The 23,209-nt window shown below is 40.0% G+C and carries 25 protein-coding genes; 8 read left to right on the top strand and 17 right to left on the bottom strand.

Annotation, left to right across the window (positions count from 1 at the left end; translation table 11 throughout):
* Positions 1–5: 5 nt before the first annotated feature.
* The 5 genes from ACO1QW_RS07310 to mutY all read right to left on the bottom strand — a co-directional run bounded on the left by ACO1QW_RS07310 (position 6) and on the right by mutY (position 4,285).
* Positions 6–602: a DUF3109 family protein gene (locus tag ACO1QW_RS07310; protein WP_486257107.1), complete on the bottom strand. Its 597-nt coding sequence runs from the start codon at positions 600–602 to the stop codon at positions 6–8.
* 34 nt (positions 603–636) lie between these two features.
* Positions 637–1,257: a gliding motility lipoprotein GldD gene (gldD, locus tag ACO1QW_RS07305; protein ID WP_486257105.1), complete on the bottom strand. Its 621-nt coding sequence runs from the start codon at positions 1,255–1,257 to the stop codon at positions 637–639.
* Positions 1,258–1,262: 5 nt separating this feature from the next.
* On the bottom strand, positions 1,263–2,609 hold the full coding sequence (gldE, locus tag ACO1QW_RS07300; RefSeq protein WP_486257103.1) for a gliding motility-associated protein GldE: 1,347 nt from the start codon (positions 2,607–2,609) through the stop codon (positions 1,263–1,265).
* Between the two features lie 65 nt (positions 2,610–2,674).
* A complete protein-coding gene (locus ACO1QW_RS07295) occupies positions 2,675–3,106 on the bottom strand; it encodes a single-stranded DNA-binding protein (protein ID WP_486257100.1) in 432 nt (143 codons plus the stop codon).
* Positions 3,107–3,169: 63 nt separating this feature from the next.
* Positions 3,170–4,285, bottom strand: coding sequence for an A/G-specific adenine glycosylase (gene mutY / locus ACO1QW_RS07290; RefSeq protein WP_486257099.1), 1,116 nt, complete (start codon positions 4,283–4,285; stop codon positions 3,170–3,172).
* 184 nt (positions 4,286–4,469) lie between these two features.
* Between mutY and ACO1QW_RS07285 the strand changes: the two genes are divergently transcribed.
* From ACO1QW_RS07285 to ACO1QW_RS07275, 3 genes are all read left to right on the top strand, one after another.
* Entirely contained in the window at positions 4,470–4,793 is a 324-nt protein-coding gene (locus ACO1QW_RS07285; RefSeq protein WP_486257097.1) for an HU family DNA-binding protein, read from the top strand.
* Between the two features lie 61 nt (positions 4,794–4,854).
* Positions 4,855–5,760 (top strand): tetratricopeptide repeat protein, encoded by a 906-nt coding sequence (locus ACO1QW_RS07280; RefSeq protein WP_486257096.1) that lies wholly within the window; start codon positions 4,855–4,857, stop codon positions 5,758–5,760.
* A gap of 290 nt (positions 5,761–6,050) precedes the next feature.
* The gene (locus tag ACO1QW_RS07275) at positions 6,051–7,598 is read left to right on the top strand and encodes an Rne/Rng family ribonuclease (RefSeq protein ID WP_486257093.1); all 1,548 of its coding nucleotides are present in this window, start codon (positions 6,051–6,053) and stop codon (positions 7,596–7,598) included.
* A 32-nt stretch (positions 7,599–7,630) separates the two neighbouring features.
* Here ACO1QW_RS07275 and ACO1QW_RS07270 read toward each other — a convergent pair whose 3' ends face one another.
* Positions 7,631–8,014, bottom strand: a complete 384-nt coding sequence (locus tag ACO1QW_RS07270) for a RidA family protein (RefSeq protein ID WP_486257092.1) — start codon at positions 8,012–8,014, stop codon at positions 7,631–7,633.
* Positions 8,015–8,082: 68 nt separating this feature from the next.
* Between ACO1QW_RS07270 and ACO1QW_RS07265 the strand changes: the two genes are divergently transcribed.
* The 4 genes from ACO1QW_RS07265 to ACO1QW_RS07250 all read left to right on the top strand — a co-directional run bounded on the left by ACO1QW_RS07265 (position 8,083) and on the right by ACO1QW_RS07250 (position 11,301).
* A complete protein-coding gene (locus ACO1QW_RS07265) occupies positions 8,083–8,718 on the top strand; it encodes a 3-hydroxyacyl-CoA dehydrogenase family protein (protein WP_486257090.1) in 636 nt (211 codons plus the stop codon).
* A gap of 1 nt (position 8,719) precedes the next feature.
* A complete protein-coding gene (gene tsaB, locus ACO1QW_RS07260) occupies positions 8,720–9,394 on the top strand; it encodes a tRNA (adenosine(37)-N6)-threonylcarbamoyltransferase complex dimerization subunit type 1 TsaB (RefSeq protein ID WP_486257088.1) in 675 nt (224 codons plus the stop codon).
* A 98-nt stretch (positions 9,395–9,492) separates the two neighbouring features.
* On the top strand, positions 9,493–9,816 hold the full coding sequence (locus ACO1QW_RS07255; protein ID WP_486257086.1) for an ArsR/SmtB family transcription factor: 324 nt from the start codon (positions 9,493–9,495) through the stop codon (positions 9,814–9,816).
* Positions 9,817–9,894: 78 nt separating this feature from the next.
* Positions 9,895–11,301 carry an MBL fold metallo-hydrolase gene (locus ACO1QW_RS07250; protein WP_486257085.1) on the top strand — a complete coding sequence of 469 codons (1,407 nt, stop codon included), beginning with the start codon at positions 9,895–9,897 and terminating at the stop codon, positions 11,299–11,301.
* Between the two features lie 29 nt (positions 11,302–11,330).
* On the opposite strand, the gene ACO1QW_RS07245 is transcribed toward ACO1QW_RS07250, so the two are convergent.
* From ACO1QW_RS07245 to ACO1QW_RS07195, 11 genes are all read right to left on the bottom strand, one after another.
* Positions 11,331–11,999, bottom strand: a complete 669-nt coding sequence (locus ACO1QW_RS07245; protein WP_486257083.1) for a response regulator — start codon at positions 11,997–11,999, stop codon at positions 11,331–11,333.
* A 4-nt stretch (positions 12,000–12,003) separates the two neighbouring features.
* Positions 12,004–12,789, bottom strand: a complete 786-nt coding sequence (locus ACO1QW_RS07240; protein ID WP_486257081.1) for a sensor histidine kinase — start codon at positions 12,787–12,789, stop codon at positions 12,004–12,006.
* Positions 12,762–13,427, bottom strand: coding sequence for a hypothetical protein (locus ACO1QW_RS07235; RefSeq protein ID WP_486257079.1), 666 nt, complete (start codon positions 13,425–13,427; stop codon positions 12,762–12,764). The genes ACO1QW_RS07240 and ACO1QW_RS07235 overlap by 28 nt, the downstream gene beginning before the upstream one ends.
* Positions 13,428–13,441: 14 nt before the next feature.
* The gene (locus tag ACO1QW_RS07230; RefSeq protein ID WP_486257077.1) at positions 13,442–13,897 is read right to left on the bottom strand and encodes a hypothetical protein; all 456 of its coding nucleotides are present in this window, start codon (positions 13,895–13,897) and stop codon (positions 13,442–13,444) included.
* 125 nt (positions 13,898–14,022) lie between these two features.
* Complete coding sequence (locus tag ACO1QW_RS07225; RefSeq protein ID WP_486257075.1) at positions 14,023–14,907, bottom strand: lysophospholipid acyltransferase family protein; 885 nt, start codon at positions 14,905–14,907, stop codon at positions 14,023–14,025.
* A 36-nt stretch (positions 14,908–14,943) separates the two neighbouring features.
* Complete coding sequence (nadB, locus tag ACO1QW_RS07220; RefSeq protein WP_486257073.1) at positions 14,944–16,545, bottom strand: L-aspartate oxidase; 1,602 nt, start codon at positions 16,543–16,545, stop codon at positions 14,944–14,946.
* Positions 16,546–16,618: 73 nt separating this feature from the next.
* On the bottom strand, positions 16,619–17,404 hold the full coding sequence (locus ACO1QW_RS07215) for a hypothetical protein (protein WP_486257071.1): 786 nt from the start codon (positions 17,402–17,404) through the stop codon (positions 16,619–16,621).
* A gap of 16 nt (positions 17,405–17,420) precedes the next feature.
* A complete protein-coding gene (gene ispG / locus ACO1QW_RS07210; RefSeq protein ID WP_486257070.1) occupies positions 17,421–19,460 on the bottom strand; it encodes a (E)-4-hydroxy-3-methylbut-2-enyl-diphosphate synthase in 2,040 nt (679 codons plus the stop codon).
* 148 nt (positions 19,461–19,608) lie between these two features.
* Positions 19,609–20,250 (bottom strand): tetratricopeptide repeat protein, encoded by a 642-nt coding sequence (locus ACO1QW_RS07205; protein ID WP_486257068.1) that lies wholly within the window; start codon positions 20,248–20,250, stop codon positions 19,609–19,611.
* Positions 20,247–21,242 carry a VWA domain-containing protein gene (locus ACO1QW_RS07200; RefSeq protein ID WP_486257066.1) on the bottom strand — a complete coding sequence of 332 codons (996 nt, stop codon included), beginning with the start codon at positions 21,240–21,242 and terminating at the stop codon, positions 20,247–20,249. Before ACO1QW_RS07200 ends, ACO1QW_RS07205 begins: the two co-directional genes overlap by 4 nt.
* Before the next feature lie 131 nt (positions 21,243–21,373).
* On the bottom strand, positions 21,374–22,180 hold the full coding sequence (locus ACO1QW_RS07195; protein WP_486257064.1) for a penicillin-binding transpeptidase domain-containing protein: 807 nt from the start codon (positions 22,178–22,180) through the stop codon (positions 21,374–21,376).
* Between the two features lie 108 nt (positions 22,181–22,288).
* On the opposite strand from ACO1QW_RS07195, the gene ACO1QW_RS07190 reads away from it, so the two are divergent.
* Positions 22,289–23,200 (top strand): hypothetical protein, encoded by a 912-nt coding sequence (locus ACO1QW_RS07190; protein ID WP_486257062.1) that lies wholly within the window; start codon positions 22,289–22,291, stop codon positions 23,198–23,200.
* Positions 23,201–23,209 lie beyond the last annotated feature (9 nt).

The raw sequence follows: 23,209 nt of genomic DNA, 5'->3' as shown, positions 1-23,209 counted from the left end.
TAAAGTTACTTCTTTGCCTCTTTTGATGCGTAATACTGTTCTGCTATTTGCGTGAGCACTTCATAAAACTCTTCGCCGTATTTGCGAATGAGCGCTTCTTTCAAAAACACATATACCGGCACTTTCAATTTCTGACCATTTACACAACCGGGATTACACATCGGCTCTCTTGGCTCATAGTTCACATACTGCTGCTCTGTGTTTTTGCTTTTGCTGATCTTAATTGGATAAAGATGACAGGAGATTGGTTTCTTCCATTTTAATTCACCAGCATAATACTGATGTTCGAATGCACATTTTACAATACCTTTTTCATCAACCATTCCATATGCACACATACCATTGCTGATGGTGGGAGTAACCCAACCAAATTCCTGGTCGTAATGATAAAAGCCTTCTGTCTCCACTATCTTACGACCTTCTGCTGTTATCAGGTGTTTGATCTTTTCATATCCATTGATCACTTCCTGCAGTTCATCGTTTGTAAGCGGCGCACCTGCATCACCATCCACACAACAGCCGCCTTTGCACTTGTTGAGATCACATACAAACTGTTCCTCTACCACTTCGTCACTGATGTAGATATCATCGATTGCTATCATGCCGCAAAGATACGGTCGGGAAAGAGAATGAGGTTTAGTTTCTCCATTTCAGCGTTTGAATCAAATGCTGCATATCCTTATAAAGAAACTGTTCTACAGGACTAATTGAATCGTAGTTAGGAGTGGCGTCGAAGTAAAGTGCTCCACGTAAAAAATGTCTTGTACTATCCGTTACAAAAAACTGTTTGCCCGTTGCGGCATTACCACCTACATCAAAAATAAATCCGCTCACACCTGCTCCACCTTTTACGGGTATTTCATCGATTGATGTTGCCTTTAAACTGTGTTTGCTTGTCATTTTAAACGCATCCTGTACCAACGCATCAAACTTATTCGCTCCCCCTACTACTTTATAGCTGATGTGAATGCGGCCTGCCAGGTCAGGGAAATCAAGATTCACCCAATAAGGATTTTCTGCTTTTGCTTCAAAGAAGGTGCTATCCTTTAATACTTTTCCATAAGCTGGGTATTCGAATGTGTATGGATAACCAGGTTCATCAAACAAAACATATTTCTTTTCTGGAAAATCAATTTGAAAATATCCTTTTGGTCTTGGACGAGGATCAGAATTGCAGGCAATAAAAAAACTAATCAACCCAAGAATATAAAAAGTACGAAGTGCGAAGTAGGAGCTACGTAAATACATTTTTTTCATGTAGATCAATCGAGGGGTTTAATGGTCACTTTGACTTTTTCGATGCGGTTGCGGCTTACTTCCTGCACGGAAAACTGGAAATCGCCGGTTTCAATTACATCTCCCACTCTTGGCAAACGTTCGGCTAATTCCAATACAAGGCCTGCCAGTGATTCGCTTTCACCTTTCACTTTATCAAACGTATCTGTCGGGAGGTTCATTGTGCGGCACATATCATGCACCATGGTGCGTCCTTCAAAGATGTAATTATTTTCATCGAGTTTTTTGTTCACACTTTCATCATCATCAAACTCATCTTTAATATCGCCGATAATTTCTTCCACCACATCTTCCATAGTAACAATACCACTGGTGCCACCAAATTCATCAACTACCACTGCAAAGTGTATTCGCTTTTGCTGAAATTCTTTCAGAAGATCGTCGATCAGTTTTTGTTCCGGAACGAAAAAAGGTGTGCGCATAAGCTGTTGCCAATGAAAATCATCAGCATCATTAATATGTTGCAACAAATCTTTTGTTTGCAGTATGCCCACTACTTCATCAAGGTTGTTTTTATAGATGGGTATACGGCTGTAATGCAACTCCTGCACACGTTTCACAACTTCACCGAACGGGGTTTTATATTCAATACCACTAACATCAAGGCGTGAACGCATTACCTGCCGTACAGTAATATTGCTGAAATTTTGAATGCCTTTTAAAATTTGTTTCTCTTCAACAGTGGCTTCGTCTTCACTCATGAGATCAATGGCATAATCAAGTTCTTCCGATTTCAGTGAGGATGATTTCTGGTGCTTCGACATTCGCTTCTCAATTCCATCGGTATAACCAGCAAGCCAACCGCCGGTAGATTTGAAAATGGGATAAACAATTGCATCTATCCACCAACTGGCAAAGTAGGCAAAGAAAATATTGTTTTGTGATGCCCAGACTTTTGGTAACGTTTCGCAAAACAAAAGAATAAGCGCAGTAATAGCTGTTGCTTTTAAAATAAACTCAACCCACCACAAATTATGTCGAAGGTTGAGTGCTTCATCAATTAAAAAGTTTGTGAGAAAAACAATACACAAATTAAAAATAACATTCGCCGCCAATAAACTTGCCATCAATACTTTTGGCTCTTCAAGCAGGTTTACAATACGCTTTGCGGGAGCTTCGGGTTTTGTTTTTATAAGATTAAGATCTTTATAGCGTAACGAAAAGAATGCTACTTCAGCACCACTTACTACAAATGAAAAAAACAACAGTATTAAAAAAAGAATAACCAGTAATGTTAACCCCTGGCTGTTAATGGCCAGTAACACAGGTTTGATCGACAATAAAAAAGAAGTGTTGACTTGCTGATAATCCAAAGCATCAAGATTAAGTGAACAATGTACCGCTGTACCGGCAAAAATAAAGAACGCAACGGTATTTCCTAAAATGGAAGGTCAGCACTTGGTTCGCCTATTGGCGGTAAATCATCACCGTGATAACCACCTAATTGATCGTGAGTATCAGGTTTTCCTGTTCCATCAGCTCTTTTGTCAAGCATGATAAGGTTATCACCCACAACTTCAGTTGCGTATTTTTTCACACCTTCTTTGTCTTCCCAACTCCGGGTTTTCAATCGGCCTTCAATATAAACCAAGCTGCCTTTGTGCAAATATTTTTGGGCTAACTCCGCAAGTCCTCTCCAGAGAACCACAGTATGCCATTCGGTTTGGCTCACCAGTTTTCCGGTGCGGTCTTTAAATGTTTCTGTTGTAGCTAATGGGAATTTGGCGACGGCAATGTTACCTTCTAAAACCTGTACGTCAGGTTCTTTTCCAAGGTTGCCGATAAGCATCACACGGTTAACTCCTCTCATACGTATAAATTTTATTTCTGAAAGTTTAAATTACATCCTCACCCGTCTGTCACTCCTTCTAAATTACGTTTTTTGCTTTACTGTTGTATACCTCGCAGCAAATAATTCGAGAACACCAGCCTTTAAAAAATCATTCAACAATTTTGGAAAGGGCAATTGTTTTAATTCACTTAGTGTTTTCCATTCCCAATCCTTCGAAATAATTTCATTTCCTTTTAATTGAATCAGCACAGCGTTGCCGTAAATCAGTTGATGACTCAATTGCTGTTTAATGGGTTTTGTTGTTGACAGCAGAGAAAATGATTGTTTGATCTTATGATCTTTCAACCATTTTTCTGTTGATGAATTACCAGACTTTTTCCATTCTTTTTCTGTTTTAAATTCCTCCTTGGGAAACTCGTATAAATTTCCCCACACATCCTTTCCTGTTCGTTTTTGAACTGCAAATGTTCCACTCCTTTCAATGATATAGAACCTGAACCACCTGTTACGAATCTTGTTTTTTTTCTCTTTAACCGGCAGCTCGTTCACCCTGCCTGTTTCGAAAGCCACACATTTCGTTCTTAAAACGCAACTATTGCAATCAGGCAGATCAGGCTTGCAAACTGTTGCACCAAAATCCATGATGGCCTGGTTATAAGCTGCCGGCACCGTCACATCAAGGCATTGGTTAGCAAGTTGCTGAAACTGCTTTTTACCTTCTGTACTATCAATTGCGATATTGATGCCAAAAAAACGACTTAGTACCCTAAATACATTTCCATCAACCACCGCATGAGGAAGATCAAAGCCAAACGAAGCAATAGCGGCTGCAGTATACGGCCCAATTCCTTTAAATTCAATAATGGTTTCGTAAGTGTTGGGGAATTTTCCTCCCAATTCATGGGCAATGTATTGGGCTGTGCTATGAAGATTGCGGCAACGGTTATAATATCCAAGACCTTCCCACAATTTATAGACTTCCTCTAACGGAGCTTTCGCCAGCTTTTGAACAGTTGGGTATTTATTTACAAACCGTTCATAGTACTTCCAGCCTTGTTCGGCACGGGTTTGCTGCAGAATAATCTCACTCAACCAGATGCGATACACATCCTTTTCCCCTTTCCACGGAAGCTCCCTTTTATTGAGGGTGTGATGCCAATGAAGAAGTTTTTGACGAAAATATTTTGAACTGTCCATATCCTTTTTACCCCGCAAATGCGCACTGTTTCTGCAAAATAACAGCAATAACGTTTAACAATTGCACCCATTTTTTGTTCATAATCAACCAGTTCTGAAATATTTTTTGACCGATATGTTTCATTTTTTGAAATTAATTCAGGATATTAGTCCAATAATAACCAGAACCCTTAAATTTTTAAGCATGCGCAAAGCTGATCTTGTGAACCAAATCTCAGAAAAAACAGGCATTCCTAAAGTGGATGTTCTTGTTACTCTTGAAACAATGTTCAAAGAAGTGAAAGATTCCCTTTCTGCGGGTCAGAATATTTATATCCGTGGTTTCGGGAGCTTTATTACAAAGAAAAGAGCAGCCAAAATTGGCCGTAATATCAAACGAAACACGGCTGTTCATATTCCTGAACATTACATTCCGGCCTTTAAACCTGCAAAGGAATTTGTACAGGAAGTAAAAACAAGCTACAAGGGCGGTGCTGTGCAGAGCGATGAATCGGATGCTGAAGATTAATCGGCTCACAAAAGATTTTTAATACTTTCTTACTGTAGCTTTGCACTTCAATTTCTGAAGCGTGAACAGGCAACAAATAATTTCTGTAACTGCTGCAATCACAGCAGTTTTTCTTTTGTATTTTTTTGGACGAACAGTTCCTAAAAAGGTTGAAGATGATCATGCAGGTCACGATCATTCTGCAGCCACCCCTCCAGCAGGCGGAGCTAACACACAAGCAGTTACCCTCGATTTTCCGACCATGCTGGGGCTTGCCAAGAAACGTTTAAATGCCCAGCAGTTACAAAAGGTAACTGAATGGGAAAACTCGGTAGTAAGAGGCGACGTAAAAAATCAGCAAATACAAGTTTATCGTAAGCTATCAGCCTTTTGGATGGATACCATAGGTGCCTTTGTGCCTTATGCCAAATACATTGCAGAGGCTGCTAAGTTGGAAAATTCAGAGAAAAACCTCACCTTTGCAGCCCATTTGTTTTTAAGGGAGTTACAAACTGTATCGGAACAACCGTTACAGGTGTGGATGGCCAAGGAAGCAAAAGAGTTGTTTGAAAAAGCATTTGAATTAAACCCGACGAACGATTCAACAAAAGTTGGTCTCGGCAGCACTTACTTTTTTGGAGGTGCAGGTAATGAGGCTCCCATGCGTGGAATTGCATTGATTCGTGAGGTGGCGGAAAAAGATCCGCAAAATGCATTTGCTCAATATATGATGGGCGTAGGTTCAACCATCAGCGGACAATGGCCAAAAGCGATTGAACGTTTTGAAAAAGTGCTTGCACTTGAACCACAGAACCTGGAAGTGATCCTTCGATTGGCGGATGCTTATAAAACCAGCGGTGATAATGCAAATGCAAAAAAGAAGTACGAGTTGTTTTTGCAAACAGTTCGATCACTCGAAACACAGGGAAAATTCAGGAGCAGTCCTGAAATGATGAAACAGATAGAAGAACAGATAAAGTTATTATAAACATATTTTTTAACGAACGTAAAACGTATTAAACATGCCTTGCGGAAAAAAGAGAAAGCGTCATAAAATTGCGACGCACAAGCGTAAGAAACGTCTTAGAAAGAACCGTCATAAAAAGAAGAACAAATAAGATCTTCTGAATTGAATGGAGTCCCGCTTTTAAACGGGACTCTGCTTCGCTATGGCCATAGCAGAAAATTTGTTTACTTGCTTGTATACATTCTGTTGTTATGTGGCCTCCTTCCTTCTGATCAGGTGAAGTAGCATAGTTCAATTTAAAAGACTTTTGAGTGAATAAGGAACTGATCATTAATTCTGCCCCAACCGGGGTGGAAATTGCATTGTTAGAAGACAAGAAGCTGGTAGAGCTGCATCAGGAAAGTCACGATGCCAGTTTTACTGTTGGTGATTTATACCTTGGTAAAGTAAAAAAACTTGTGCCTGGTATGAATGCCGCATTTGTGGATGTTGGTTTTGAGAAAGATGGCTTTCTTCATTACACCGACCTAAGCCCTTATGTACGATCCCTTCTCAAGTTTACTGCACAATCCATTAACGACAAAGGCGAAAGCATTAGTGATTTTGGCAAGTTTCAAACAGAAGCTGAAATCATTAAAACAGGAAAAATTGGTGAAGTGCTTAACGGCAAACCAAATATTCTTGTACAAATTTTAAAAGAACCTATTGCAGCAAAAGGCCCACGCCTTAGTTGTGAAATATCGTTGCCAGGTCGCTTTGTTGTACTTACTCCATTTAATGATATTGTAGCTGTATCTCGCAAGATCCATTCAAGCGATGAGCGTAAACGTTTACAAAAAATCGTTGAATCAATTCGCACCAAAAACTTTGGTGTTATTGTACGTACTGCAGCTGAAGGAAAGAATACTGCGGAGCTTCACGAAGATCTCAACAATCTCGTAACTATGTGGCAACAGATTCAAAAGAATCTAAAGAATGCAGTTGCTCCATCTAAAATACTTGGTGAAACTGATAAAACTACCAGCATACTACGTGATCTGCTGAGTGCTGATTTTAACCGCATTGTTGTGAATGATAAAAATATTTATAACGATGCCCGTAACTATATTCAAAAAGTTGCACCAGATAAAACCGAGATAGTCAGTTTTTATCAAAACGGTTCACCCATTTTCGACAACTTTGGTGTTACTAAACAGGTAAAGGGATCATTTGGTAAAACAGTGAACCTTGCCAGTGGTGCTTATCTTATAATTGAGCATACGGAAGCGTTACACGTAATTGATGTAAACAGTGGTTACAAAAGTGTAAGTGCTAACCAGGAAGAAAATGCATTGCAAACAAACCTGGAAGCGGCCGAAGAAATTGCACGACAATTACGTTTGCGTGATATTGGCGGCATCATCGTGGTTGACTTCATTGATATGAAGTTGCCCGACAACAAACGTCGTTTAGCTGAAGCAATGGAAGAGTTTATGCGTGCGGACAGGGCTAAGCATGCTATTCTTCCTATTTCGAAATTTGGATTGATGCAGATCACCCGTCAGCGTATGAAACCTGAAGTGAACATCAACACACAGGAAGTTTGTCCAAGCTGTAACGGTACTGGTAAAGTTTCAGCTACGTTGATACTGGAAGATGAAATTGAAAAGAACATCAGCTACCTGGTGATGCAAAAGCATAAACAGTTAACCATTGCTGTGCACCCAATTATGGAAGCATACCTACGCAAAGGATTCCCTTCGAAGCGCATGAGATGGAGCTGGAAATACAAACAAAAAATTAAGGTGAAAGCAAATACTTCTTATCACCTTACTGAATATCATTTCTTCGATAATCACGAAGAAGAAATTAAGCTCTAAAAAAACGGTTGATCTTTTGATCAACCGTTTTTTTATCCTGCAGCTATCATGCTGATCTCTACATTTACATTTTTGGGCAAACCTTTTACAGCTACGGTTTCTCTCGCCGGAAAATCGCCGTCGAAATACTTACCATAAATTTCATTCACCTCACTAAACAAAGCCATGTCGGTAAGAAAGATGGTTGTCTTCACTACATTCCTGAAATCCATACCAGCTTCCTGCAAAACAGCTCTCAGATTATGCATCACCTGGTGTGTTTCTGCCTGTATATCGCTATTGTTCATTTCACCGGTATCGGGCTTAATACATATTTGTCCTGAAATAAATAAAAAACCTCCTGCAGCGACGGCCTGGTTGTATGGACCAATAGGTGCAGGTGCATGGTTGGTTTGTATAATTTTCTTTTCCATCATGCGGCAAACATAGTTTATTGGCCGAAGAAATAAGCAGGTTTACTTTCCTTAACTGTAAATTTGCCCCTATGCGTTTGACTCTCATCAGCTCTCAACCTATTACATATTTGTTTGGAAAAGAATTTCCTTTTGCAGGCATCGATTGTACAATTAGAGAAGCATTGTCGCCCAATGATCTGAAGACAAGCGATTGCATCATCGACCTTACAGTCGAAGAAAATCCTCATCTGATTGATCAATACCGGAACACTACAACACCCGTGCTCATAGGCTCAGTTGTGTTGACCTTAAAAGAATGGGGCCTTGATGCAAAACTGCCCATCGCCCGTTTCAATCACTGGCCAACTTTTGCCAACAGGAATTGTATTGAATTTGCGGTTTCTGATGACCAGATAGAAAATTTTCAATCCCTTTTCCAAGCTTTACACATTCCTTCGTTTAGAACAGCAGATCATCCCGGTTTTGTTAGTGCAAAAACAGTGAGTATGATCATTAACGAAGCATTTCTAAGCATTGAAGAAGAAGTAGCTACTGAAGCAGCTACTGACACGGCAATGAAATTAGGAACCAATTACCCAATGGGTCCGTTTGAATGGTGTAATGCAATTGGCATTGATCGTATAAAGGCACTTTTACAAAACCTGGCTAAAGAAGATAAACATTATCAACCCGCTTCACCAATTATTAAAACCATTAAGAACTGATATGGCGTTGTTGCTTTGCATTGATACCTCTACCACCCACGCATCAGTTGCTTTAGCAAAAGATGGAACTGTAATTGCTTTAAAAACCAATCAGAATCAAAAAGACCACGCTTCATTTCTGCAACCGGCCATCCACTCACTATTAAACGAAACAAACCAAACGCTTCAAGACCTTGAGGCAGTTGCTGTAACTTCTGGTCCGGGTTCTTATACCGGACTGCGGGTGGGTTTTGCATCTGCCAAAGGCCTGGCCTATGCATTGGACATTCCTTTGATTGCCATCGAAACCACGCTCGTCATGAGTGCTGCCGCCGTACCTAGCGTTCGAAACGATCCATCGGCGTTGTTATGCCCCATGATTGATGCCCGGCGCATGGAAGTATTTACCGCTCTTTATTCACCCGGTTTACAGCCCGTTTCTCCCATTTCCGCACTCATTTTATCTGCCGATTCATTCAAAAATGAACTGGCCAACACACGCATGTTCTTTTTTGGCGACGGCTCTGCCAAATGGCAAACTATTTGCTCAAGCCCTAATGGATCGTTTTTAGATATCGATTGGAATGCCGGCAACATGGCGGAATTAGCTGAGCGATGTTACCGTCAAAAGGAATTTATATCACTCGCTTATTCAATTCCTGTATACGGTAAAGAGTTCCATTCCACGCAGATATGAATTATGTCTTTTACGACTATTGAATACGTAATTTTACTGTTAGATTTACTGTATATAGATTTAGCACCCAAATTACCCAACCACAAAACTACCCTGAGATGGCAACGACTAAGAAAAAAGAGGGCTATGTTCCTATTTCTCTGGATTATCATGCTGTGAAGAAAGCCTCACTCATCCTTCGTTCTGTAAACCACAAACTGAGGCAACAAATTATTCAACTTATTAACGAGAATGGTCAAATGACCGTAACCGAGATTTATGTAAAGCTTCGGCTTGAACAATCGGTGGCATCGCAACATTTAGCAATTTTGCGACGCAGCAACATTGTAAAAACAACGAGAGAAGGCAAATTCATATGGTACACAGTTAACCACGACCGTTTGCAGGAAGTGAATGACTTTGTAACTCAACTCCTCGCCTGATCTATTCCCACACCTATTACCACTCTTGAGGCTGTTTAAGCAGACTAACGTACTTTTGCAAAAAAAGCAAAGAAGATTATGTACGTACAACAGCTGTATACAAACTGTTTGAGTGAAGCTGCCTACTATATTGAAAGTAATGGTGAATGCGCCATTATTGATCCATTACGGGATGTTGAAGTTTACCTCAACCTGGCAAAGGAAAGAAACGCTACTATCAAATATATTTTTGAAACACATTTCCACGCCGATTTTGTAAGCGGTCATCTCGATCTTGCACGCCAGTCGAACGCACCCATTGTTTATGGACCGCAAACAGAAACGTCGTTTCCGGTTTATGTTGCGAAAGATGGTGAACAGTTTAAGGTTGGCGATTTAACCATGGAAGTATTACACACTCCGGGTCATACATTGGAAAGCTCTTGTTATTTATTGAAAGATGAAAACGGTAAAGACCATTGTGTATTTACCGGCGATACATTGTTTGTGGGAGATGTTGGCCGTCCTGATCTTGCACAAGGAGGCGATATTTCCATGAGTGAGCTTGCGGGTAAATTATATGAGTCGTTACAACAAAAAATAATGCCGCTGGCGGATGATGTTATCGTTTACCCGGCGCATGGCCCCGGTAGTTCCTGTGGTAAAAGTCTTGGCCCCGAAACATCAAGCACTGTTGGTGAGCAAAAGCAAACCAATTATGCTTTGCAACAACCAGGTAAAGAAGAATTTATTAAAGCAGTAACGGATGGACTCGATGCCCCTCCAAAATATTTTCCTGTGAATGCCCGCATTAATAAAGAAGGGTATGGATCCTTAGATGCTGTGTTGAAGAAAGGCCTTACTGAACTGGATATTGCTTCGTTCAAACAAAAAGCAAACGAACCTAAAACGTTTATCCTTGATACCCGTCATGCAGATACATTTACACAAGGTTTTATTCCGGGATCGATCAGCATTGGCCTGGAAGGACGTTTTGCAGAATGGGCTGGTGCATTATTGCCGTTTGATGAAACTATTTTATTAGTGACCGATGAGGGAAAGGAAGAAGAAACCATTGTACGTTTGGCAAGAGTTGGATTTGATAAAGTGGGTGGTTATTTAAAAGGTGGGTTTGAAGCATGGAGAAATGCTGCTGAAGAAGTTGACCTGATTATTGAGGTGGAAGCAGATGAACTTGCAATGGATTTACCATTTGATGATAACCTTGTAGTAGTTGATGTGCGTAAGGAAACTGAATTTGCTGATGGTCATGTGAAAGATGCAGTATGCCTTCCGTTGGGCGATATTATGGACCCGGGATTAATGGCCAATATTGAAGAAAGGGACAACCTGTATGTACATTGCCAAAGCGGTTACAGAAGCATCATTGCTTCTTCCATACTTAAGCGCCAGGGTTTTCATAACCTACGCAATGTTGTTGGAGGTTTCAATAAAATAAAAGAACAGAAAATTGAAATAGTGAAAGAAAAAAGTGTTTTAAACTAATTGAAAATCCCGCCTGGCAGCGGGATTTTTTATACTGTTACGATACTGTTTTTTATAGCATACATCACCAGCCCTACCCTTGTTTTTACTTCAAGCTTTTCAAAAAGGATATCACGATAGCCATCAATCGTTCGTGGACTCAGATGCATTTTTTCTGCAATTTCTTTATACGTCAGCTCTGTGCAGGCATGCTTCAAAAATTCTATTTCCCGGTCGTTTAAATTGTTCAACATTTTTATTTCGCTCTTTTCATCATCCATTTTATTGATGGAATGGATCAAGCGGCCGGTTACAAGTTCAGAATAATAATATCCTTTTTTATAAACTGAATCCAATGCATTTTTTAATTCCGGTGGTTCGCTGTCTTTCAGGATATATCCTTTTGCGCCGGCTTTAAACATTCGTATAATGGCATTTTCATTATCATACATCGATAATGCAATTACATTCACTTGTGGGTGATGTTGTTTCAGCCATTTGGTTGTAGCATAACCATCCATGTCTGGCATGTTGATGTCCATCAGCACCAGATCAGGTTCGCCATATTTCTTTATCTGTTCTGTAAAATGCTGCCCGTTATCAGCTTCAAATAATACTGCATAGTCACCAAAACTATCTACCACTCCTGCAAGACCTTTCCTGAGCAAAATATGATCATCAGCCAATGCAACTTTTATTTTTTGCTCCTGCTTCATCATCTATTTAATTTAATGATACCTGAAGATAAAGTTTTGTTCCTTTGCCGGCCAAGCTGTCGATAGAAAAACGAGCACCAATTAATGTTGCTCGTTCGTGCATATTGCGTATACCTAGTCCGAACGATTTATTTCCCCGATCCTGTAGCGGTTGTAAATCAAATCCTTTACCATTATCCTCAATGCAAATTTCCATTGCATCATCACTGAATTTAACTGAAGCGTCTATTTTGCTTGCTTCAGCATGACGTATTACATTGTGAATTGCCTCTTGAACTATACGAAACAAAATGAGTTCTTTCTGCTTATCAAGTTTTATTGTAGCTCCGGTAATGTTGAAACTTGTTTGTATGCTCTCTGTTTTCTTCAATAATTCCAACTCATGTTCAATTGAACGAAGAAGCCCCATCTCTTCTACATAATCGGTATTGAGACTTCGGCTGAGATCACGAAGATCCTGTATGGCTTTACCAATCAATTGCTGACTCGTTTTTATTTTGTCCCTTGCACTTATATCTTCAACTGCAGTTGTAGCCAGATTAAGTTTTGCAAGTGTTAGCACCTGGCCAACGTTGTCATGAATTTCCTGCGATATATTCTTGAGCGTTTGTTCTTGTATCTCGAGTTGAGTTTGCAAAAGCGTTTGTTCATAAAGAAGCCTGGTTTGCTCCTTTTCTTTCAGGTAGTTATTCATACGCAAACGATAGATGATGACAAAGACAATGATAAAACATCCCAATAACAAAATAGCTATTGTGAAGGTGATCAGTAGTTGTTCGATTTCTGAATCCATTTTTTCTGCGCCAATGTTATAATGCCAATTGAAATAGTTGTATACAAGAGTACAACTAAATTATTGTTGATCTTGCTGATGATTGGTTTCCATTTTTGCCAATCACTAAAAACGATATGCGATAAAGAAACATACAAAAACTCGCCAGCATTAAATAAAAATAAACCGGAAGCGATCCAAAACATGGGTTCTTTAACAGGATTCAACGGAACTTCGGCCCGTATAAAATCTATGAAATAAAAACAGCAGAAAATGATCATGGCCAGGCTACCGATCTTAAGGAAAATGCTGTTGAACGTTGCTATTTCTCCTAGCACAGACAATTGCAAGCCTGCAAATACAAAAAAGCCGATTAAAAAAACCTGTGTGATCTTTACAAACACTTTACTTCGAAAGTATTGGCTGAGCAACCAGGCGTAGAATAAATATTCGACCGGCACTGAAAAATTATACAACCATGCATTGGGCTGGTGTAAAACCGATTTATAATACTTGCCGGTTACCTCCACGGCTACAATAAATAACAGGAAAAATGCCAGCCAGCGCAAAGGCGTATGTTTAATATATCGCCAAAATATTAAGCTGGCCAGCAAGGCTACTACTTCAAAATAATTATGTAACGCTAAAAACGAAAACATGCTGTGTTGATTAATTAAGCACCGCCAACTGTTGCACCGTCGCAATCGCTCGGACAAAGATCCCCATGGTTATAACCTTCTTTTCCATCCTCCTCCATTGCAAGCGCATCTTTTTCACTACCACCGTCGGGGTCACCTATTTCTTCTGAAAGTTTTTTTACTTCTTCTGCCGAAATATAATCATGATGGGTGCTTCCTCCATCTTTACTGTATGTTGGAACAAACAGAATGGTATTTTTATTTCCTTTCGCATTTTCAGCGGCATAATCTGGATAACGTCCATAATACAACCGAACGCCATCGCCAGTTTTACCACTTGCAGGATCGTTTAAGTTCTCAATTAGTTTAGTAATTTCCTGAATATCATTTAATGAAAACCAAACAGCTTTGGTATTGTGTTTTTCTCCGCTCTTTTTAAATTTTTTTACTAAGCGAACAACTTCTTTCTTAGAAATTTTTCCTCCTGGCATGATCAAGTAGTTTACAATTGAATAATTTGGGTTTGCGCTTAAAACTAATAAGTTTGTCAACACCAACCATATACTTGAACAGAAACCGTTAAATCATTTTTATTTACCGTTAAAACACGGTACGCTTATTTATCAATCCACATCTTGCGATACTCTTCTTTCCATTCATGCTTCCATCTTCTGTGGCTCCATAAATAATTTGCAGGGCGCTGGCGGATAGAATTTTCAATTTTGTCAACGATGAGGCGTGTAATTTGTCCTTCTTTGTATCCTGATGCATTTGCCGTCAGTAATTCAAGTTCGGCATTGTAATAGCCACGTTTTACCTTGTAAAAATTAATATAAATAACCACGTTGCTATTTCTTCTTGCACCCATCTCAGGTCCTCGTGGAAATGGCGCAGGCTTATTGAAAAAACTGGTCCAATAACCTTTCGTTGGATTTCCGGGACTTTGATCACCCACAAGAATCAATGCGTGTTGATTTTTGGTATGCTCTTTCACCTTGTTTTGGAAATCGGTAGCAGGCACTAAAATAACACCGGTCTTTCGCCTCAGGTCATACATAATTTTCTCCATGGCTTTATTGCGTATTGGCATATATACCACAACGAAAGGCAGTTTTGAAACGGCTCCTAAACCAAGATTAGCCATTTCCCAATTGAAATAATGACCCGACACAATGAGCACATTTTGCTCGTGCCCAACAAAATCGTTCATCACTTCAATATTACATGTAAACCTTTTTTTAATTTCTTCTGTACTCCACTCAAACATTTTAATCATTTCAATAAACGTATCACAGAAGTTGTGATAAAATTCTTTCATAATCTTCTTACGTTCCGTTTCGGTTTTTTCGGGGAACGCAATCAAGAGATTGTTCATCACAACTTCTTTACGATAACCAACAACATAATAGATGATGAAGTATGCAAAATCTGAAAGCAGGTACAGAACTGCCATTGGAAGAAATGAAAGCAACCGCAGGAAACCGTAAACGATATAATACATACAGCGAAGTTAGTGTTGGTGCATTCTCATCAATGCTTATAATACAATGTTCTGAAGTAACAAATCTTTTGATGGATAATCGGTGTTGAAATGCAAACCCCTGCTCTCCTTTCTAAACGACGCACCTTTTGTTATAAGATAGCCCACAGTGATCATGTTACGCAGTTCCATGATCTGCGGAGAGATCGAACTGCTTCTATATAAATTTTCTGTTTCTTCCCACAACAGATCTAAACGACGCATGGCTCTTTGCAAACGAATATCGTTACGCACAATACCAACATAATCGCTCATGACCTGTTGCAATTCTTTTAAGCTTTGCGTAATCAGGATCATCTCTTTTGGTTGACTTGTACCTTTTGCATTCCATCCCGGCAAGGCAGGCTGTTCAGCATTTAATCGTTTTATCTTTTCAACCCCGTCCATATAACTACGGTGAGCAAACACCATTGCTTCGAGCAACGAATTACTTGCTAAACGGTTGGCACCATGCAAACCTGTGCTTGCGCATTCGCCGGCTGCATATAAATTCTTTATGGATGTGCGGCCCCATTCGTCGGTTTTAATACCACCACAACTATAATGCGCCGCAGGGGCAACAGGGATCATATGTTTGGCTACATCTATCCCCAGACTTTTACATTTTTCATAAATATTGGGGAAATGATGAATGAACTTTTCAATATCCATATGCGTACAATCGAGCCACACATGTTCCGTACCGCCAATCTTCATTTCACTATCAATAGCTCTTGCCACAATATCACGTGGAGCAAGATCTTTTCGTTCATCATATTGCTCCATGAATGCAATTCCCTGGTGATTGCGAAGAATACCACCATCGCCACGAACGGCTTCAGTAATTAAAAACGCTTGTCCCTTTTGGCCTGCCTGGTATAATGCAGTTGGATGAAACTGGATGAACTCCATGTTTTCAATTCTGCCTTTTGCACGATACACCATGGCAACACCATCGCCACTGGCAATAATGGGATTAGTGGTGGTGCGATACACCTGGCCGTTACCACCGGCCGCAAGCAACGTGATTTTTGCCTGTATTACTTCAATGGCATTTGTTTGGAGGTTTAATGCATACACGCCATAACATTGCACATCGGGCGTTGCTTTGGTTACAAGAAAACCAAGGTGATGTTGTGTGATAATATCAACAACAAAATAATGATTCACAAACGTAATATTCTTGCTGCGTCTTATGGTTTCAAGCAATGCTCTTTCCATTTCAGCACCAGTAACATCTTTGTGATGAAGAATGCGGTTCTCACTATGTCCACCCTCTTTACCTAAAGAATAATCACCATCTGTTTCCTTATCGAACCTGGCGCCCCATTCAATAATTTCATTTACACGCAGCGCACCTTCCTTTACCACAATTTCTACGATCTCTTCGTCACATAATCCATCGCCAGCAATCAATGTGTCTTCAATATGTTTATCGAAACTATCATTCTCCAGGTCGTTCACCACAGCAATACCGCCTTGTGCATATTTGGTATTGGTTTCATCAGCATTTGATTTGGTAACGATCAGCACTTGCTTATCAGGACAAGCCTCCGCTACCTTAATAGCATATGTTAATCCGGCAATACCAGAACCTATAACAAGAAAATCTGTTTGCATCTGAACTTGGTTGAGGTAATAAAGATAAGAAGCAAAGGTTTCTATAAACTAGTCTCCCGATTTTTTGACCGGGTTAAAATATTATTAGAAAGCCGCCACTTTCAGGATCTTCTTTCAGTTCAGCAAAAGAAGTAGTGAAGAATACTGTTTTCTTATCGTCTTGCAGTTTTACGTTTTTTCCTTCTAATCGCTTCACAGGTCGTGGCAACTTTATAGTAGCACTCATGATCATTTGCGACATAAACATTTCAGCACCTTTCATTTGCTCACCCATGCTTTCTGTAAGATCTTCTTTTGACATCACGACACGCTGTATACTACTATCGGTAATCAAATAAGGCATTCCTTTCGATTGCATGCCCGACATCATACTCGTTATTCCTGATAAACCCGGAGCTCCACCGCCCCCGTTTGGCACTCCCTCTTCACCAGGCTCTGGTTCTTTTTTCTTCGATTTGTTTACTGAATCGACATATTGATTCACCACGAAAAATCGTTGCAAACCTTTCAGATCTTTAACCGGATATTTCATCTCCATGGTAAACTTATTGTCTACCATATTCATGACCATGTGCAGCTTACCATTCTTGAAATAAGCTTCATCTTCAGCACTAAGTGGTTTATCCAACGAATCAAGTTGAGATGCCAACGATATAACAGTGTCGATTGCTTTGTCTTTTAAACTATCAGGTATTTGACCGCCTCCCATACTTTTCATCATAGTAAGTACCTGGCTCATATCAGTATGAACAAGGTATTGACCTTTTCCTGGTGTACTCAAATCAATTTCTTCATTAAGCGTGCAACTTGCAAACGATGCAATAACTAAAATACCTGCAATGATCTTTACAATTTTCATTTTGTTGGTTATTGTTTTATGCCGGTTCAACCCAGGCATTGTTTTCTTTTAATAAATCAATAAGTTCATCTACGGCCACTTCGCTATCAACACTGCGCTTCACCACTTCTTTTCCTTTATACAATGTAATTTTCCCCGGACCGCTTCCTACATAGCCAAAATCTGCATCTGCCATTTCTCCCGGGCCGTTGACAATACATCCCATAATGGCAATCTTTACTCCTTTCAAATGATTAGTAACCGAACGAATCTTCGCCGTGGTTTCCTGCAGATCAAATAATGTTCTTCCACAACTCGGACATGAAATATACTCCGTTTTTGAAATACGAGTTCGTGTTGCCTGTAAAATACTGAACGCCGTATTATTGATGAACTGTTCAGGCGATTGGTTGCTTAGGTAATTTCTACCTGTTGTGTTTTGTGAATAGTTGGCGCTCTGCAAGGAATAACTGTTTGAACTCATGCCTAAACAAATACCATCGCCCATGCCATCAAGTAATAACGCACCGCACTCAGTAGAATAATGAATAAGATGTTCATCAGCAGTTTGCCAATTACTATCAGTGACCAATACAACCGGATTATTGATCTTACAATTCATCAATTCAATAAACATACGACGCACACTTTGCATGGCGTTTTTATTGGTGCTGCTTAAACAGATAACAACAGTTGGATCGTTTGCCAATGCATCGAGATAAGTATAATCGTTCAGTTCAATATCATCATTGTAACAATCGATCATTACAAAATTCATCAAACCATTCTTCACTTCTGCTTCTGCAAAACCACTGTCGGCAAAAATGGGAAAGTACTTCTGTTCACCCGCAACGGTTGCAGCAGCCGCTTTCCATGTTTCAGGATAAACGATCACTTTCAACGTGCCAGGTAACTCAAAGTTCAATGTTTGACTGGCGATGAAAATATAATCAGCTGCCATATCTCCAATAGTCCATTTGTCGGTTGCTTCATCATATTTATAACCTACACGTTCTAATTCTTTGGGTGTGATAGAATCAAGCTTGCTCAAATCGGCAATAACAACAGGCACTTGTTTACCGCCTACATTACCAACTGCGAAACTCTGCCTGCGTTTGTATTCAAAAGCAGAGTATGGTAAACCTGGACTGCTGATTGGAGGAACTTTACTGTAGACTGTCGACCGGCCGCTATCAACTGAATAACGTTTTACAAGGTCACGGCAAACAGGAATTTCAAATTCGGGATCTTCGGTTAAGCTTACACGTATCGTATCGCCAATTCCATCTTCGAGCAATGTACCGATGCCCGCTGCACTTTTTACACGACCATCTTCTCCGTCGCCCGCTTCTGTAACACCAAGGTGTAACGGATAACATTCATTGAACTCATCCATCATATGATTGATGAGCATACGATATGCCTGCACCATCACCTGTGGATTACTGCTTTTCATACTGAGCATGATGTTGTGAAAACTTTCTGCCCGTGCAATACGCAAAAATTCCATTGCACTTTCAACCATGCCAATGGCAGTATCGCCATAGCGACTCATGATACGATCGCTGAGGGAACCATGATTGGTGCCGATACGCATGGCAGTTCCGTATTCCTTACAAATTTTTACCAACGGAGTAAACCGTTCACGAATACGATCGATCTCTTCCAGATATTCCGCATCGGTGTATTCTATTTGTTCAAACTTTTTCTTATCTACATAGTTACCGGGATTGACACGTACTTTCTCAACAATACGTGCAGCTATTTCGGCAGCATTGGGTGTAAAGTGGATATCGGCCACTAACGGTGTGTTGTAGCCTCTTTTTCGTAGTTCGTCTTTGATGTTCTGTAAATTCTCGGCTTCTTTTTTTGACGGGGCGGTAATGCGTACCAACTCTGCTCCTGCTTCAATGCAACGAATACTCTGTTCAACTGTGCCGAGTGTATCCATTGTATCGGTCGTGGTCATCGTTTGCAAACGGATGGGATGGAAATTACCCAACAGCAAATCGCCGATCTTTACCTCTTTTGTAGCCAGTCGTTTATAATCAGTTAAGGAGGCAGTATAAAGAAACATCAATTTGAAAATTTGAAAATGGGACAATTTAAAAATCCACCATTACCTGGTTGGTGAAATTTCAGCACAAATGTAACAAAGAAAGGACTGCAAGGTTTAGATAAGATGCTACTCCCTGCATTTTCAAATTGCCGAATTTTTAAATTCATTACCAGTCTTTTTCCGGCTGGTTTGGAACGGCAGTTTTCTTGCGCACTTTTTCCTGGAGTTCACGCTCTTTTTGTTCAAGCGCTTTTAAGTATTGTTCTGCCTGCTTTTTGGTAAGCTTGCTTTTTTGCGGTTTAGGTTGTTGAGGCTTGGGCTCTTCTTTCTTTTTTTCCTCTTTCTGCTTCTTCTCTTTTTGCTCTTTCTTTTTCTGCTCCTGCTTCGGTTCCTGTTGCTTTTTTTGCTGAAGAGCCAATTGCAGATTTTTTCTTACTTCTTCATCACCAGGCGATAAACGCAATGCTTGTTTATAAGCATCAATGGCTTCCGTTAATCGATTGCCTTTATGCAATAAAACGCCTTTGTTATACAGTGCTTTTGTTTTCAGTTCAGGATCATCGGTGGCACCGATTACACCCTCAAATGATTTTACAGCATCATCAATACTTTCTTTTTTATACTGTGTATTGCCGAGGTTGTAACGTGCAATAAGATTTTCTTTTTTACTTAACGCCTTTTGGTAAGCTTCTTCGGCCTTATCATAATTACCTTCTTTGTAATAACGATTACCCTTCATTACTTCCCCTTCCTGCGCACGGGTAAGCAAAGCAATCATTAACAATCCTATGGTAAGAATGATCTTCATAATTTTTTCCGCTCCCTGATGAATAATTCAACAATCAATAACATCAAAGCAGCTGCCAGAAACCAAATGAAATAGTTAGAGTAATTAGTATTACTCACTTCTCCTTCAACCCCTTTCTTTTCAAGCTGGTTGATGATATCGGTTACTTCTTTCAGCATTTCATCTGTGTTCTCCAGGTTGCCGTATAATCCACCATTAACGGCAGCCAGTTGACGAAGCAACGGTTCATTCAATTTCGACACTACTGTTTGTCCAAGATTATCTTTCTTAAATTCTTTCGTTTCGGGGTCGGTGATGGGTGAACCTTCTGCTGTTCCTAACCCTATTGCTAATAATAAAATTCCACGGTCTTTTAACTGGCGGGCCATCGCTTCAGCAGCTTCATCATGATCTTCACCATCCGTAATCAACAGCATTACTTTGTATCGTTTGCTTTCTTGTGGAAAACTTTCAGCTGCCAATCGCATTGCTTCACCAATAACTGTTCCCTGGGTTGGCACTGCGTCGGGCCCGGCCGATTGAACATATAATTTAGCAGCACCCTGGTCGGCAGTTAAAGGCATAGGCAAATAGGCTTTACCGGCAAACCAAATAAGTCCCACACGATCATCAGGCAACTGGTCGAGAAGTTTATTGATGAATTGTTTTGCTTTATCCAAACGGGAAGGTTTTATATCATCGGCCAACATGCTTTTACTTACATCCATGGCAATGATAATATCTCTTCCCTTCCGGTTTACATTCTCTGCTTTGCCCGCAGTACGAAGATTAGCTGCACCCACTGCTGTTAATGCAATGGCAATAAGTATGAGAATAAACTTAGCGGTAAATTTTTTCGTGGAGTGATTTGCAGTTAACAGGTTCACCAACTCTAAGTCACCAATTTTCTTTTTCGTCTTTTTCTTCCACTGTTTGTTTAATACAAAAAATAAAATGACCGGTATAAGTACCACCAGTAATAGTAAATATTCGATATGTGCGAAGGAAGACAAGGATAATTGTGATTGAACTACAAGATACGGGTTTACCCTATGAAACAAAAGTTAAGCCAGATTTATTCAATTGGCAAGACATTTTTAAATTGAACAACTTGCCTATTGTTTATTGGCAGTTGCCTATTGTTTTATTTCTTCCCCTGCATAAAATCATAGTGCTTCAGGATATCTTTCAGCAATGCAAGACGATTGTTGCGCATGTCATAATTCTTATCGGGAGATTGTACAAGTAAAACAAAAAAGTAAGGATGACGATTTTCTTCTATCCATCCAACGATCCAACCTATGTTCTCTCCTTTTTCGTTGAAGCCCCATCCAGTTTTGTATGCAAGTTTATACAGTGAATTATCTTCCTGCATCATCACTTTCTTAACGATCTCTTGCGTACGTTTCTGAAAAGGAAGCTGACCAAAATACAAACGCTTCACTAAACCCAATTGCTCATCGGGAGATATTTTGATGGAATTGTTTAGCCAGAAAGAATCAACAGCGGTTCCCAGTTTCATATTACCATACTTGATCGAATCGATCCAGAACTGCATGGTGTCTCTACCAATTCGGCGGGCCACTTCCTGGTAATATGGAACCGATGAAACTTTAAATGCTTCCTCCATAGTCATATCCTTGTTCAACTCAGTGCGTTCTCTCACCACACCATCCCATTTGATCACCATTTTCTCATCAAATATTTTTCCTGTTTCTAAACCTATCAGTGAGTTTACGATTTTAAACGTGGAGGCCGGTGTAAAACGCTTCCTGAAATTGGCCGAATCATAAATGCTAAACTCTGCCTGGGCGTTATCAAACAACGCAAAAGATCCGGTTGCCTTGTACTTATCGAAATATTTTTTTAAATCATTATCAATCGAAAAATTATTGATTGAACAGGAATTGAAAAGCACAAGCAGGAGAAACAAAACAGGAACAAACCGCATGTTAAAAATTTTGCACAAAAGTAAAGTGAGAATGTGAATGGCCTCCTAAAAGTTTCGGGAAAACAATAAGCGCTTTTTCCCGGCGTTTAACAACTCAAACCAACCACTATGTACCGTACACTCCTGGCCTTGCTAAGCATTGCCCTGTTTACCAGCACAGGCTGTAAGAAAAACGAGACAGGCAACAGTTCAGCAAAACTAATCTTCAAATTTAAATTCGATTCTACGCAAACACGCTTAAATAATATTGGGCAGCCATCCACTATTCCTGCCGGTAATGCAGCCCAAAGTGGTGTGATGAATAAAATGAGTGCGCATTATATTGAGCTTGCACCCGGGGCACTTACCCTCCTCGGGAAAGGCGCAGTTATTTATCATGCTGCAGAAACAACCGCAGGCGGCAGCAATGCAATTGATTTTGAAAAAGCTCCCCAGGCCGGTAATAACGAAGTGTTTTTTGAAGTGCCCATCAACAAAATTGCTATTGGAGAATATGAATGGCTGCGTATTTCCCTGGCTTATCAAAATGGAGATGTGAAAATAAGAGTTGACACAACCATTAATGGTGTTTCGATTAACCAGGATCTAACAGCAACACTTGCATCGTTTATTGGTTTTAACAGCTATATTAAAACGTTTACAGTAAAATCGAAATCTGTAACGGTAAACGGTAACCGCTCACAAGGCTTTTGGGGTTTTGAAACAAATGTGCCGGTGCTGGGCACAAATATTCCTGTTGTAGAAAGTGGTTCGGCACCTGCGGGTGCAACTACTGTTGTCAACCCATTGTTCAATACATCACCCATACCTGCAGGAAGCTGTGTTGTAACCGCCGCTTTTGCGAATGGAAAACTGAAGATCACCGGCAATGAAACAAAAGATATTGTTGTAGAATGTAGCTTTAGTATTAATAAAAGCGTTGAATGGAGAGACTTAAATCCCAATGGAAAATGGGAACCGTTAAAAGGTGAAACATTAGTTGATATGGGCATTCGGGGTTTAATACCCACTATCAAATAATAACTAAAA

Source organism: Lacibacter sp. (genome assembly GCF_057361365.1).
The sequence above is the reverse complement of the archived record's forward strand: the minus strand, read 5'-3'. Positions and strand labels throughout refer to the sequence as shown.